This is a genomic window from Betaproteobacteria bacterium (assembly GCA_009377585.1).
In the GTDB taxonomy this organism is placed as follows: Bacteria; Pseudomonadota; Gammaproteobacteria; order Burkholderiales; family WYBJ01; genus WYBJ01.
Genome location: WHTS01000016.1, coordinates 1 through 14,314, shown reverse-complemented (window position 1 = coordinate 14,314; position 14,314 = coordinate 1). Strand labels below are relative to the sequence as shown.

At 67.0% G+C, this 14,314-nt stretch carries 13 protein-coding genes; 6 read left to right on the top strand and 7 right to left on the bottom strand.

The genetic code is table 11. The features are described 5' to 3' along the window. Positions 1-630: altronate dehydratase (locus tag GEV05_07815; protein ID MPZ43290.1), on the bottom strand; the 630-nt coding region annotated here is incomplete at its 3' end. On the opposite strand from GEV05_07815, the gene GEV05_07810 reads away from it, so the two are divergent. From GEV05_07810 to GEV05_07790, 5 genes are all read left to right on the top strand, one after another. Continuing rightward, positions 539-1,813 carry a BON domain-containing protein gene (locus GEV05_07810; protein ID MPZ43289.1) on the top strand — a complete coding sequence of 425 codons (1,275 nt, stop codon included), beginning with the start codon at positions 539-541 and terminating at the stop codon, positions 1,811-1,813. The two genes, GEV05_07815 and GEV05_07810, sit on opposite strands and share 92 nt — an antisense overlap. Before the next feature lie 114 nt (positions 1,814-1,927). Further along, on the top strand, positions 1,928-2,908 hold the full coding sequence (locus GEV05_07805; protein ID MPZ43288.1) for a CoA ester lyase: 981 nt from the start codon (positions 1,928-1,930) through the stop codon (positions 2,906-2,908). 6 nt (positions 2,909-2,914) lie between these two features. Then, the gene (locus GEV05_07800; protein ID MPZ43287.1) at positions 2,915-4,057 is read left to right on the top strand and encodes an acyl-CoA dehydrogenase; all 1,143 of its coding nucleotides are present in this window, start codon (positions 2,915-2,917) and stop codon (positions 4,055-4,057) included. Positions 4,058-4,064: 7 nt separating this feature from the next. After that, on the top strand, positions 4,065-5,252 hold the full coding sequence (locus GEV05_07795; GenBank protein ID MPZ43286.1) for a CoA transferase: 1,188 nt from the start codon (positions 4,065-4,067) through the stop codon (positions 5,250-5,252). Between the two features lie 5 nt (positions 5,253-5,257). Continuing rightward, on the top strand, positions 5,258-5,563 hold the full coding sequence (locus GEV05_07790) for a hypothetical protein (GenBank protein MPZ43285.1): 306 nt from the start codon (positions 5,258-5,260) through the stop codon (positions 5,561-5,563). Between the two features lie 90 nt (positions 5,564-5,653). Here GEV05_07790 and GEV05_07785 read toward each other — a convergent pair whose 3' ends face one another. From GEV05_07785 to GEV05_07775, 3 genes are all read right to left on the bottom strand, one after another. Then, positions 5,654-5,881, bottom strand: a complete 228-nt coding sequence (locus GEV05_07785) for a hypothetical protein (GenBank protein ID MPZ43284.1) — start codon at positions 5,879-5,881, stop codon at positions 5,654-5,656. A gap of 122 nt (positions 5,882-6,003) precedes the next feature. Next, positions 6,004-6,516, bottom strand: coding sequence for a TIGR02444 family protein (locus GEV05_07780; GenBank protein MPZ43283.1), 513 nt, complete (start codon positions 6,514-6,516; stop codon positions 6,004-6,006). Positions 6,517-6,545: 29 nt separating this feature from the next. Beyond that, positions 6,546-7,169: a UbiX family flavin prenyltransferase gene (locus GEV05_07775; GenBank protein ID MPZ43282.1), complete on the bottom strand. Its 624-nt coding sequence runs from the start codon at positions 7,167-7,169 to the stop codon at positions 6,546-6,548. Positions 7,170-7,469: 300 nt separating this feature from the next. Between GEV05_07775 and GEV05_07770 the strand changes: the two genes are divergently transcribed. After that, positions 7,470-8,675 carry a quinone-dependent dihydroorotate dehydrogenase gene (locus GEV05_07770; protein ID MPZ43281.1) on the top strand — a complete coding sequence of 402 codons (1,206 nt, stop codon included), beginning with the start codon at positions 7,470-7,472 and terminating at the stop codon, positions 8,673-8,675. An 82-nt stretch (positions 8,676-8,757) separates the two neighbouring features. Here GEV05_07770 and GEV05_07765 read toward each other — a convergent pair whose 3' ends face one another. The 3 genes from GEV05_07765 to GEV05_07755 all read right to left on the bottom strand — a co-directional run. Next, positions 8,758-10,614, bottom strand: coding sequence for an EAL domain-containing protein (locus GEV05_07765; protein ID MPZ43280.1), 1,857 nt, complete (start codon positions 10,612-10,614; stop codon positions 8,758-8,760). A 31-nt stretch (positions 10,615-10,645) separates the two neighbouring features. Then, the gene (locus GEV05_07760; GenBank protein MPZ43279.1) at positions 10,646-13,156 is read right to left on the bottom strand and encodes a response regulator; all 2,511 of its coding nucleotides are present in this window, start codon (positions 13,154-13,156) and stop codon (positions 10,646-10,648) included. Next, a partial coding sequence (locus GEV05_07755; protein MPZ43278.1) for a hypothetical protein occupies positions 13,153-14,314 on the bottom strand: 1,162 nt, incomplete at its 5' end. The genes GEV05_07760 and GEV05_07755, both read right to left, overlap by 4 nt.

The following is a 14,314-nucleotide window of genomic DNA, read 5'->3' as shown; positions in this document are numbered from 1 at the left end:
GCCCAGTCCCACCACGAGGGCAGCCGCCATGTTGGCGTGCAGCGCATATCCGGCCGTGGTCCGGCGCAGCAGATCCATCGGCTCGCCGGTCATCTCCATGCCGCAGCCCAGGCCGTGCGCGAATGCAACCACGCCGTCGACGTTGGGGTATTCGGCGAGCCGCTCGGGCGTGAACCACGCGGCGATCCGGTGCACGACCGTTGCCGAGCAATTCACCGTGGCAATGATGCCGACATAGTTGCGCGTGGCGATCTGGCCGTTGGCACGCACGATGCCCATGAAAGTGGCGCGCTCGTACTCGGGCAACAGCGTCACCGGCTGGTAGTCCTGGGCATGGGCATAGTCGCGATCGAACTCGCGAAACTCCATGTTGTGCGAGTGGACCAGCGTGCCTGCCGCAATGTCGGATGCGGCAAAACCGATGACGACGTTGTACTTGCGGATCGGCTCGCCTGTGACGATGTTGCGGGCGGCAACCTTGAATCCCGCACTCACCTGGCTGCGGCAGGTCAGTCCTTCGGGCTCGAGCCGCGCGCCGATGCCCAGGTCGGAGCGGGCTACGACGACGTTGTCCTGCTCGTGCAGCCGGATGGTCGTGCCGGAAGCCGGCTTTTCGCGGATCTCGATCAGTGCCATGGACGCCTCGGGTTATCGCAATGGTGTCGCCCTCAGGTTCGGAGCGAACGACGCTGCGATTATCGCCCCGGCGAGCCGGCCTCGCCACAACGATGGGCGCTGCCGGGCCGGGGCTGTCCGAGACGGCTTAGGCCTCCGTCAGGTAGCCTGCGTCCTGCAGCTTGTGCTCGATCGCATCCACGATTCGGCCCGAGGTTACCCGATCGAACGCGTTGCCTTGCATGGTCACAACTACGATGCGACTCGAGCGTGTGTCCAGAGGCTTCAACTCGGCGCGGATCTGGCGCTGTGGCAAGGTACAGCGGATGACGACGTTGTCGTCGGTTTCGTAGAGATACGCGAGCACCGCATTCGACTCGGTCAGCGCTTCGAGTGCGCAACGACGCACCTCGGCGAGCGGCGCAGGCAGTGTGGTCATCCATTTGTAGGGCTCGCGCTCGCTGGTTGTCCCGCCGCCCGTACCGGCAACGCTCGCGGTCCAGTGTTTGGGAACCATCCGGGCTCCCGGATCGAATTGCTCGCGTCGTATGGGTTTCATGGCCGACTCGACTCCTGTGTGTACTCCGAAAGCGGCGAATTGCCCGCCGCCATGCGTTTCTGCTTGTCGCGCACGCTGCATGCCCGCACAGGTGTCGGCGTGCGGGCCGTTCTTGCGTCCAGTCGCGCCAATCCGGAGAGGAGTCGGTCGGTTTGTCCCCGTCACGTAAGGCACGCGCCGTGCAACGGGAGATCGGCGGAGGCGGCGGCAACGCATCGACGACCTCATCTGGAGATTGAAACCTGGGTAAAGGAGCGACCGATGAAGATACGCAATGCAGTGGCAGGACGCTGGGCCGCGTGGACGATCGCTGCGGCAAGCATGGGCCTCGCCGGAGCGCCGGCGCTCGCACAGGAAAGCATCCCGCAGCCGCAGCCCCAAGCGCCCTCGGTGGAGGAGTCCACCCAGGATCGCGCCGTCGCGGAACGGGTGCGCGATACGCTGTTGGGCGACCTGGCGATGGAGGGCATCCAGCTGCTCGTCAGCGTCGCGAACGGCACCGTGGAGCTCCTGGGCGTCGCACGCGACCAGGCGCAAGCCGAGCGCGCGGTCCAGCTTACCCGCGCGGTTCCGGGCGTTATCGATGTCGTGCACTACATCGAAGTGAACGGCGTACGGCCGACCGGCAACACGGTATGACGCATTGGCCGGACCTCGCCCGCGTGGTCGTCCGGCGATCGCGGCGCCCGGTTCGGGTAGCGCCGAGAAGAGTACGCTCGACCCGGGTAGCGTCGAGTCAAGGCTGCCGGTAACATCCGCCGGGAAGCCGCTGCGGGGCTGCCCGGTGTGCGAGGCGCGCAGTCTGTTGCGGCTTCACCATTCCCTGTCGAGGAGCCGCAAGTGAAACCGATTCGCACGGCGCTGTTCGTCCCTGCGGCCAACGGGCGCATCGTGGCCAAGGCGCTGGAGAGCGGGGCCGACGCCGTCATCCTGGACCTGGAGGATTCGGTTGCGCTGGCGGCGAAACCGCAGGCGCGAGCGCTGGCCGCGAAAACGATCGACGCGCTCGCTCTGAGCGGGCAGGCGCATCCACTGCTGATGGTGCGGGTGAACGCGCGCTCGACAGGAATGCTCGGGGAGGATTTGGCGGCCGTCGTTCGCCCCGGCCTGGATGTGATTCTCCTTCCCAAGGCCGAAAGCGCCGACGACATCGCCCAGACCGCCTCGTTGCTCGATCGAGACGAGGCCACGCACGCGATGCGGCCAGGGACGGTATCCATCGTGCCGATGATCGAGAGCGCGCTCGGCGTGGTGCGCTGTCTCGATATGTTGATTGCATCACCGCGCATCGCCGGAAGCTGCATCGGCAGCGCGCGCGACGGCGACCTCCAGACCGACCTTGGCTGCGGCTGGTCGGCGCAAGGCGTGGAGCTGCTTTATGCACGCGCCAAGGTGTTGCTCGAGACGCGCGCAGCCGGCAGCCACCTGCAGCCACTCGACGGCGTCTTCGGCGACCTGAACGACGAGGCCGGGCTGCTGGCCGATTCCCGGCTTTCCGCGCGCCTGGGCTACACCGGGCGCACCGTGATTCATCCCAAGCAGCTCGCTCCCGTGCGCGAGGCCTATGCGGTTCCCCAGGCCGAGGCCGACTACTATCGCGAGGTCGTACGCGAATTCGCGGCTGCGGAGCAATCGGGCATCGCCGCCATCACCGTCCGAGGGAAGCTCGTCGATTACGCCATGTACCAGCACGCCAAGCGCGTGCTCGCTCTGGCCGAGATGGACCGTCGGTAGCCGCCGATGGACTTTTCCTTCAGCGGGGAGCAGGAAGCGCTTCGGCATCATCTGGACGAGCTGCTCGATTCGGTCTGCCCCCCCGAATATGCCGAGCGCTGCGATCGGGAGGCGAAGGCGCCGCGCGAGGCCTACCAGGCGCTCGCCGAGCACGGCTGGTTCGGGCTCGTCATCCCGCGGGAATACGGCGGCAGCGGCGGCTCGCCGATCGAGCTCGCGATCCTGCTGGAGGAGGCAGGACGGCATTTCGAAGAGCTCGCGATGTGGGTCTTTCGCACGCTGACCTACGGCGGCTATGCGGTCGCCCTGCACGGCACGCGCGCGCAAAAGGAGTCGCTCCTTCCGCGTGTCGTGAAGGGCGAATTGTCGTTCTGCCTGGGCCTGACCGAGCCGCACTCGGGCTCGGATGCGGCCGCGCTCGGCACGCGCGCCACCCCCACCGAAGACGGCTACAGCATCAGCGGGCAGAAAGTGTTCACCTCGGGCATGGACATCAGCGACTATTGTCTGCTGGTGACGCGCACATCCTCCGGCGCGAGGAAGCAGCAGGGAATCACCAATTTCCTGGTCGAGACCTCGCTTCCCGGGATCGAGGTGCGCAGAATCGAGACGCTCGGCCAGCGCGCTATCGGCACCACCCAGGTGTTCTACTCGGATGTGCGCGTGCCGGCATCGGCCGTTCTCGGCACGGTGGACGAGGGCTGGGCGGCGGTCGATGCGTATCTGTGGTACGAACGGCTGTGCCTGTCCGCGGCCCGTACAGGCGCGGCGACGGCGGCGTTCGACTATGCGCTCGCCTACGCCAAGGAGCGAAAGCAGTTCGGCCGCGCCATCGGCTCGTTCCAGGCGATCTCGCACAAGCTCGCCGACATGAAGGTGATGCTGGATGTCGCGCGCATGCTGGTCTATCGCTTCGCCTGGCTCATGGCCGAAGGGAAGGCGACACGGCACGATGCCGCCGTGCTCAAGCTCCATACCGGCGAAGCGTACAAGACGATCTCGGATCTCGGCCTGCAGATCCTGGGCGGCTACGGCTACTGCATGGAATTTCCGATGCAGCGCTTTTTCCGCGATTCGCGCCTGGCCGTGATCGGCGGCGGCACCTCCGAGATCCAGCGCAACATCATCGCCCGCGGCTTGGGGCTGTAGGACGGCCATGAGTTTCGCGCTCGAAGGCGTACGGATACTCGAGCTGGGTCAGATCATCGCCGGCACCTACGGCGGGCAGGTGCTTTCGGACCTGGGCGCGGAAGTGATCAAGGTGGAATCGCCCGAAGGCGATCTGGGGCGCAATCCCTCGGTTGCGCCATACAAGGGATTGAGCGGGCTCTTTCTCACACTCAACCGCAACAAGAAGAGCATCGTGCTGAACTTGAAGTCGGAGGCGGGACGGCAGGTGTTCCATGACCTGGTGCGCGTGAGCGACGTGGTGGTCGACAATTTTCGCACCGGGGTGCTGGAGCGGCTCGGCATCGATCATCCGCGCCTGAGCGCCATCAACCCGCGCATCATCCAGTGCTCGATCACAGGGTTCGGCAGCGGCGCCTACAAGGACTATCCGGCGCTCGACATCATCATCCAGGCCATCAGCGGCCACATGGCGATCACCGGCGAGCCCGGCCGGCCGCCGGTGCGGGTCGGCATTCCCCTGGCCGACATGAGCGGCGGAATCTATGCGTGCAAAGGAATACTGGCTGCCTTGTACGCACGCGAACGCACCGGCCGCGGACAGCGCGTGGAGTTGTCGATGTTCGACTGCATGCTGAACCTGCTCGGTTACATCGGCACCATGTGGCTCTCCAGCGGCGAACTGCCGCAGCCGCCGGGTTCGGGCCACGACTACACGGTGCCGTGGCAGGCGTTCCGGGCGCGCGACGGCTACATCGTCGTGGCCACGCGCGAGGAATCGTTCTGGCGCAAGCTGTGCGAGGTGCTGGAATGTCCGCAGCTCGCGCTCGATCCGCGCTTCGCAGCCAACGCGGATCGATGCCGCAACCGGGAGGTTCTCGTGCCGCAGCTCGAGGCCATATTCGCCACGCGCGACGTGTCGGATTGGATGACGCGCATGCGGGCCGCGCAGTTGCCGGCCTCGCCCGTGAACCATCTCGATCGGGCGTTCGCCGAGCCGCCGGTCGCGGAGGATGCCATGATCCTGGAATACGACCATCCCGACGTGGGCCGCGTCCGCGTCCCGGGCAATCCGATCAGGATGTCCGACGCCCCGGCGACGCCGGCGCGGCCGGCGCCGCGCCTGGGCGAGCATACCGACCAGGTGCTGCGCGAGCTGCTCGGTCTGTCGGCAGAGGCGATAGCGCAACTACGCTCCCAAGGTGCGACGCGATGAATGCCATGACGATGCAAAAGGTGCGATCGAAAGCCGAGGCGCGCGCCGAGGCTTGCTCTGCGGCGCTTCGAACCGGCTTGCTGCTGGCGGCAGCGATCGTCGCGGGGGCGTGCGCGCAAACGCAAACGAAGCCAGGCGCGGCACCGCCGCCGGTGAACCTGTCGGGTTATTCGGCCGGCTTCAAGGCAGGTTTCAAGGATGGGTGCGATACCGCCCGCGGCGGCAAGCGGCGAGACGAGCTGCGTGCAGCCGTCGACAGCCAGTACGCGCAAGGTTGGCAGGACGGAAAGGCCATTTGCGGCAAACGCTGAAGCTCGATGCGTTGCGGGTGCGGAGCCAAACAGCTGCGACGGGCCTCGATACTCAGCATGACCCGCAGCAGCGAGCCTGGCTTCTTCCTCTCAGAAGAAGTCGTTCTTGGCCACCGCGCGGGTGAGCGCCATCAGCCCGAGCTGCATCTGCGTGCGCGCCACGTCGATCCAGCGCTGGTCGTAATCCAGATTGCCCTGCTCCAGGTAGGCGATCAGATCGCGGCACTCCTTGCCGAGGTGCTTCACCATGTTCATGTCGCCGATTTGCGCCGCGTTGAGCGGCTTATGGCCGGTGATCGGGCTTTCGTCCTTCTGCATCTCCACTCCTTTCACTGTGTGCACGTGCCCGCCTGGGGCGCGCCCCCCTCCCTGACAGCGAAGCGCAACGGCCGATCGTCACAGTAATGCGGCGGATCGTATCACGCTCGCTGCCGCGAACCCTACTGCGATACGAGCACGAATTGCGCCAGAATTCGCTCGCTGGGGTCGCGCTCCAGCTCACCGATGCGATCGCCATAGAGCTGCAGGTGGACGCGGGCACAGGCGGCCGGATCGGGACAGGGCGTACCCATGGCCTCGTCCACCGCCAGCCGCTCCAGCGTTTCCTGCTGCACGCGCTCGGCCGCAAGCTCGATGCGTTTGACCTCGGTGCGCAGCGCCGCCGTTGCGTCCGGATGGAATGCGCCCACTGGCGCCTTCAGCGCCCGCCGCACGTTACGCAGGGGAATGACGATGGCTTGGCGCCACGGCGTAGCCAATGCGTTGATGCGCTCGACATCGGCAGCCACCAGCAGGCGCCCACTGCGTGCCAGGTAGAGCAGGAACAGCAACACGTTCACGTCGACGCCACAGCCTTCCTGCAGCTCCAGACAGGCTCTAGCAACACCCGGCCTGGCGTAGAAGGCGAGGGAGAAGTCCCAGAACGCTGAAGCGGCCGGGCGCTCGGCAGACATGGCGTCGATTCGATTGCGCGCCGGCGCCTTCAGCGCAGCGGCCGGCTGCGCGCGGCACCGCTACGCCGCGGCGACAATTCCACCGCGGCGTCGGCTTCCTTCCAGCGCTTGACGACGTGGGCGTCGATGCCGAACAGGTCGAGCGCGCGTCCCACCGTTTGCGTGACGATGTCGTCCACCGATTGCGGGCGATGATAGAACCCGGGCACCGGCGGCATGACGATCGCGCCATTGCGAGTCGCCTGCGCCATCAGCTCGATGTGCCCGGCGTGCAAAGGCGTCTCGCGGAACAGCAGCACGACGCGCCGCCGCTCTTTCAGGCAGACGTCGGCGGCCCGCACCACCAGCTCGTCGTCGAAGCAGTTGGCCACGCCGCTCAACGTCTTCACCGAGCAGGGCGCGATCAGCATGCCTTCGGTCCGGTACGAGCCGCTGGAGATGGCAGCGCCGATATCCTTGTGGCTGTAGACATGATCGCCGAGCGCGCGCACCTGTTCGATCGAGTAGTCGGTCTCCTCGACAAGGGTGCGGGCCGCGGAGGGCGACAGGATCAGATGGGTTTCCAGCTCCGGCAGTGCGCGTACGATCTGGAGCGCACGCACTCCGTAGATCACTCCGGAGGCGCCGGTGACGGCGATGATCAGGCGCTTCATGGCGGTGCGGCTGCCCTATCGATGGTCCGGAAGGTGGCTGACAAGCCGCTTTCCGCACGCTCCCCTCTCCCTCCGGGAGAGGGGCTGGGGGTGAGGGAGAGCGAGCGCGCTGTAAGGCATTTACCGGAAGCTCGCCACAGCCGATCGCTTGCTGTACATCGTGCGAGAATCCTATCAGAATCAGCCGTGGAACGTCGCGACATGCATTGCGACAGCGGACAAGATGTTGCAGCATCTTCCAGGTCGGCAAAGAAACCGGCCGTCATAGGGTATCGGGACGAGCGACAAGCGAAGCGCGCCATGATCGATTACCGTGTGGTGCGTCCGCTCCTGCACCGGCTCGATCCCGAACGGGCGCACCGAGCGGCGATCGCGGCATTGAAGCTGGGGCTGGTGCGACCGAAGCCCGCGCCGGACGATCCGGTGCTCGCGTGCCGCGTATGGGGGTTCGCGCTTGCCAACCCGATCGGCCTCGCTGCCGGGTTCGACAAGGATGCCGAAGTCGTCGATGCCATGCTCGATCTGGGCTTCGGTTTCGTCGAGGCTGGCTCGGTCACCCCACGCCCGCAGCCGGGCAATCCGCAGCCGCGGCTGTTCCGGCTGAACGAGGATGCGGCCGTCATCAACCGCTTCGGCTTCAACAGCCGCGGGCTCCAAGCGTTCGCCGCGCGGCTCGCGCGGCGTTCGACGACGGGGTCACGTTCGACGATGGGGTCAGGTCTTGACTCGTGCACGACGATGGGGCCGGGTCTTGCTGCTCGCACGCCCACGCGGCGTGGTGTCGTCGGCGCGAACGTCGGCAAGAACAGGGAAACCGAGGACGCTGCAGCCGACTACGCGGCCGGCATCGAGGCGCTGTGCGGCCTCTCCGATTACCTCGTGTGCAATGTCTCGTCGCCGAATACGCCGGGTTTGCGTGGGCTGCAAGCGCGCGAGCCGATCGAGCAGCTGTTCGTGCGCGTTCTGGAAGCACGCCGTCGCAGCGCACCCGATCCCGATCGTCCGCCGCCGCTGCTCGCCAAGGTGGGGCCGGATCTGACCGAGGAGCAGGTGCACGACATTGCCGAAGTGGCGATCGCGGCGGGCATCGACGGGCTGATCGTGGGCAACACCACTTTGGAGCGGCCGCCGGGTCTGCGCAGCCGCCACCGCAGCGAAGCCGGTGGCCTTTCGGGGCGTCCACTGGCCGTGCATGCGAACGCGTGTCTCACGGCGATGTATCGGTATACGCGCGGGCGCATCCCGCTCATCGGTTGCGGCGGCATTGCGAGTGGCGCCGACGCCTATGCCCGCATCCGCGCGGGAGCGAACCTCGTGCAGCTCTATTCGGCGCTGGTGTTCGAAGGGCCCGGGCTGGTGCAGACGATCAAGTCCGATTTGGCGCAATTGCTGCACGCCGACGGATTTGCGAACGTGGCCGGTGCCGTCGGCATCGACCAGGATGGGCATGGCGCTGATGCTCGCCCGGGCGGCAATCCGGCGCGAAGCCGGAAGCAGGCAAGATGAAGATCCGGGGACACATCGTGTACGCCGCAGGTCGGAAAGCGCATGGACATCCGCGCCAACCGAGGCTGCAGGCCCGTGTCGCTCAGGCGGTGCAGGCGAGCCGTTCACGGCGCAGGAGCTCGAACTGGGCCACCGGCACCGGTCGGCTGTACAGGAACCCCTGGTATTCGTCGCAGCCGAGCTCGGCCAGGTAGCGCAGCTGCGCCTCGGTTTCCACGCCCTCGGCCACGACCCGCAATCCCAGACTGCGGGCGAGCACGACGACGGTCTTCACGATCGCAGCATCCGCCGGCGAGGTCGGCACCGCGTGGATGAAGGAGCGATCGATCTTGAGCTCGTCGAGGGGAAAGCGCTTCAGGTAGGCGAGCGAGGAGTAGCCGGTGCCGAAATCGTCCAGCGACAGCGCCAAGCCCATGTCGCGCAGGGTGCCCAGCATACGAATGGAGGCTTCTGCATCGTCCATGAGCAGGCTTTCGGTCAGCTCCAGCACGATGCGGTTGCGGCCGAGGCGGTTAGAGCGCTGCAGGGGCATGAGCACGTCGATGAGCCGGTTCTGCGCGAGCTGCGGGCGCGATACGTTGACCGAAATTGTCAGCGGCGGATGGCCCGCGAGCTCCCAGCGCGCCGCCTGTTCGCAGGCCGTGCGCAGGACCCATTCGCCGATGTCGACGATGAGCCCGCATTCCTCGGCGATGGGTATGAACTCGGTCGGCGAGACCATGCCGAGCTCGGGATGGTTCCAGCGCAGCAGCGCTTCCGCCCCGGTGATATGGCCCGTGAGTATCGCGATCTTGGGCTGATAGTACAGCTCCAGTTCGTTGCGCTCGAGCGCGCGCCGCAGCGCGTTCTCGAGTTTCAGGCGCTCGAGCGAGCGCACGTTGAGCTCCTTGCGATAGAACTCGGCCGCGGCCGCGCCCTGCTGCTTGGCATGGTACATCGCGACCTCGGCGTTCTTGAGCAGCGTGGCGGCGTCGCCGCCGTCGCCGGGAAACACCGCGATGCCGATGCTCGGCGTCACGAACAGCTCCTGCCGGTCGATCTGGAACGGCGCCTGCATGGCCAGGCGGATGCGCCGCGCGACCAGCGCGGCGTGGTCCTCCCGGCCGAGGTCGGACAGCAGAACGCTGAACTCGTCGCCGCCCAGGCGCGAGATCAGCCCCGGGTTCGACCTTGCGTCTCGTGCGATCGTATCGGTGCCGCGTACGCTCGCCACCAGGCGCTCGGCCACCAGCTGCAACAGCTGATCTCCTGCGCCGTGCCCCAGCGTATCGTTGATCTGCTTGAATCGATTCAGGTCGATGTGCAGCAGTCCCACGACCTCGCCGTCGCGCGCGCCGCGGCTCAGCTCGGCGTCCAGGCGGTGCATGAAGGTCGAGCGGTTCGGCAAGCCCGTCAGGGGATCGCAAGTGGCGAGGCGATCCTGGTAGATCTTGAAGGCGAGGCTGTTGCGCACCCGCAATGCGAGCTCGCTCGCGTCCACGGGCTTGGCCAGGAATTCGGATGCGCCGAGCTCCAGCGCCTTCAGCTTGCTGGCGGCGTCGGTCATGGCCGTCAGCACGATGACGGGCAGGTACTGGAGCTCCTTGTCGAGCCGAACCGCCTGCAGGATGTCGAAACCCGAGACGTGCGGCATGTTCAGGTCGAGCAGCAGCAGCGAGGGCCGCTCGCGCCGGATCATCTCCAGGGCTCCGATCGGATCGTTGGTGCTGACAAAGCGCGGATAGCCGGCTTCCTCCAGGTAGGCCTGGATGACATCGGTCATCATGGGCTCGTCGTCGACCATCATGACGGTCGCATCGAGCACCGGCGCCTTGGCGCCGTGACTATTCTGCGTCGCGGTGCCGGAACTGTTCTGTGCTGCCGCTCCCTGGCTGTTCGGCGTGGCAGTCGCGCCATCCCTGAACAAGGGGATCGGCTCGGATATCGGCTGTGGTTTCATCTTTTCAACACTTGTGGTGGATTGAAGGACGTCAGGCGCTGCGCAGCGCGGGGGCCGCCGCCGGGGAGTTCGCAGCCGGTTCGTCGGGAACGAGCAGGCGCGCGGCTAGCGCGTGCAGCTCGGCGATCGCGTCGGCCATCCGGGACGCCTCGCCCGCCTTGGCCATCTCCTCGAGCAGACGCGCGGGCTCGAAGAAGGCGTCGTAGCCCACGGTTCCGCCCGAACCCTTGAGCCAATGCGCGAGGCTCGCGACGGCCTCGAAATCGCCGCACGACCACGCCTCGTCCATCACCTGCAGCTTCGCGTTCAGCTGCTCGGAGAAGGCGATCACCACACGCCGCAACCGTGGGTGGTGCGCGAGCCTCGAGACGATCGGCTCGCCGGCGCTTGCCGCCGGCGTGGCGGCCGGAACGACCGCATCTGCGCCTCGGCGCGCGCCGCCTAACTGTTTGGCCAAGGTTTCCAGCATGCGATCGATGTCGATCGGCTTGGTGAGATAGCCCGAGAATCCGGCCGCCTCGACCTCCTGCTCGAAGCCTTTCATCGCGTGCGCCGTGAGCGCAATGACCGGCAGCGTGCAGCCGCTCGCACGCAATCTGCGGGTTGCGGTGAAGCCGTCCATGACGGGCATCTGCACATCCATCAGGATCGCCGCGAACGATCCGTGCGCGATCCGATCGAGCGCCGCCTGCCCGTTCTCGGCTTCGGTCACGCGCAGGCCGTATTCCTCCAGCACCAGCCGCACCAGCTCGCGATTCTCCACGCCGTCGTCCACCACCAGCACCTCGAGCGGTTCGAACTGCCAGCCGTCCGCCGCCCCGACGGCTTCGGCCGAGTGCGCTTCGACGGCGTCGAACGCGTCGCGGCCCAGCATCGGCACGTCCTCGAGCGGCCCGGTTGCAAAGGAGATGCTGAAAACGCTGCCCGCGCCCGGGGTGCTCGTTACGGTGATGTCGCCGCCGAGCGCCCGGGCGAACTGGCGGCTGATGGTAAGGCCCAGCCCGGTGCCGCCGAAGCGACGGGTCGTGGAGCTTTCGGCCTGGGTGAAGGGGTCGAAGATCGAGTCGAGCTTGTCGGGCGGAATGCCGATGCCGCTGTCGGCGACATCGATGACCAGCAGGGCATCGGCATTTTTCCCTTGCAGGCGCGGCGTGACGCGCACCGCACCCTGCTGCGTGAACTTGATGGCGTTGCCGACCAGGTTGGTGACGATCTGGCGCAGGCGAGCGGGGTCGGCCATGACGCGCGCGGGGATCGCCCCCCCGAACTCGAGCGCAAGCGCGATGCCTTTCTCCTGCGCTTTGATGCCGAGCACCTGGCTCACTTCGCGCAGTACGCGCAAGGGCGAGCAGTCGATGCGCTCGACTTCGATGCGGCCGGCTTCGACCTTGGAGAGATCGAGAATGTCGTTGATGAGACCGAGCAGGTGCGTTCCGCTGGAATGGATCGTATCCAGATGCTTGCGCAGGTCCTGGCCCTTGCGCGCGCTGCCTCGGCGCAGCAGCTCGGTGAAGCCGAGGATGGCGTTCATCGGCGTGCGGATCTCGTGGCTCATGTTGGCGAGGAAGTCGCTCTTGATCTGGTTGGCCGATTCGGCCTTGGTGCGCGCGGCCTCGAGCTCGATCTCCTTCTGCTCGATCTCGGTTACGTCGTCCAGGCTCACCAGCACGGGCGTGTTCTTGACGCCGGCGCCCAGCACGGGCGTGCAGTTGACCCGGAAGGTGCGCCGTTCACCTTGGGCGTTACGCAGATATGCGGTGCGATTGCGCTGCGCAAGCCCGTCGCTGATGGTCTCGCGCCACGGCAGCGTGTCCGCCGGGACGCTGTGCTCGTGCGCGTCGATCCAGGCCAGCGTACCGACCGCACGCCCGATCAGCGCATCGGACGCTGTCCCGACCACCTGGGCGAAGGCGTTGTTCGCCAGCACGATGTAGCCCTTGGGATCGAGCACCAGCAGCCCTTCGGCGAGCGTGTCCAGCGCCGCGCGCACGCGTGCCGGAACCGCCTGTGCCGGATCGAGATGGCGCAGCATGCGTTTCAGGTAGAAATAGAACGCGGCGAACGCAGCCAGCACGAGAAAGGCAGCAAGCTTCACGCGCGAATCGAACACGATGCCGCGCCAGCCGCCCGCACTGAGCGGCGCGAAGCGCAGCTCCACCGTTCCCCAGCGCTGCTTCGACTGCCAGATCGGCACCTGGATCTGCTCGTCCACCGAGTAGGCGTCGGAGGCCACGCGCCAGTGGCGCGCATGCCCGCGCAGGTCGACGACCAGCTCGCCGCGCGCATCGCGGACACCGGCCGAAAGGATCTCGGGATTGCGCATGAGGATGAAGCCCAGCGTTTCGCGCAGCGCCGGCGCATCGCCTCGGTCGAGCAGCGCCGAACAGCTCACCGCGATGGTTTCGGCCAGCGTGGCGCGGCTTGCGCGGACGGCGTGATCGCGGTCCGGCACCAGGCCCAGGTAGATCGCCAGCAGCACGATGCTCAGCAGCAGCGAGCACAATCCGAGCGCCAGGTGAAAGCGGGATGACAGGCGCTTCATGCTTCGACCTCCTCGGGCAGCCGATCGCGAGCGTTGACGGTTCCAGCGGCGTTCTCGGGTCGCGGCTGCGCACGCGAGCGGGAGCGCCGGAACAGGTCTTCGATCGCATCGTCGTCGGCATCGGAATCGTCCTGCGCGCGCTTCATGGTGCCGAGCACAGGCAGCGGGTCGACCACCTGCCAGGCCGGCAGCGCGGACAGGACGCTTGTGAGCAGCAAGCCGCCGCGCACCAGCCACAAGACATAGCCCACCGACAAGCCGGTGCTGACCGCGATGGTCGAGGCGACCACGCTGCGGCCTTGCGCGAACTGTTCCTCGATCCGGTTGCGCACCTCTTCCAGCTCGAGCAGGGCGTCGCGCGGGGGTTGACCCGCGGCAAGCTGCGTGGCGAGCGACACGTCCGTTCCGATGGCGTGGGCCTGGCTGATGAGATTAGGCAGGAGCAGGGAAATCGATACGGGGGCGGCGGACACGCGCGCGGACCAGTTCGCGGCCTGCGCGGCTTCGAGCCTGTCGATCGGCGGCGTATCGGCGAGACCTGTGAGCGTGCGAACGCCGGCATCGTCGGCGGCCTGGTGCGCAGGCGCCGGAGCAATCGGGTGAAGCGCCGGATCCGCCATGCCCGCCGCCGATTCGCTCGGCTGGGTCGCCTGCTTCTCCTGCGGCTGCGGAGCAGGCGCTGTGGATTCCGCACGGCTGTGCTGCGGAACTTCGCTCGACGCCTCGCTCATCGGCGGCAGGGCGGGTGAGGGTTCGGCGGGTGCGGGTTCGGTAGCTACGGGTTCGGCCGGTTCGGGTGAGGCGGGTTCGGGCGCCGGTACGGTGGGTTGGGCCGGCGCCGCATTGACGGTCACTGCGAACGAGGCGTTGGCAAGCGTTGTGGAGGCGTCGGCTGCGCGGAAGCTGAACGCGTCGCCCGCCGTCGTGCCCCCGTCATGACGGTAAGCCAGAAGGCCCGCGTCGACGTCCGCCTGGGTGAAAGCTTCCCCGGCGCCGAGCGCCCGACCGTCCAGCAGTAGCGTGCCGTGAATGGGCAAGGCGGTCAGCTCGATCACGAGCTGACCGGCCGGCGTATCCACATCGGTCGTGCGGAGCATCGCAGCGGCGATCGTGATCGTTTCGCCGTCGGTGATCGTGGCGCCAGTATTGATGGCGAGC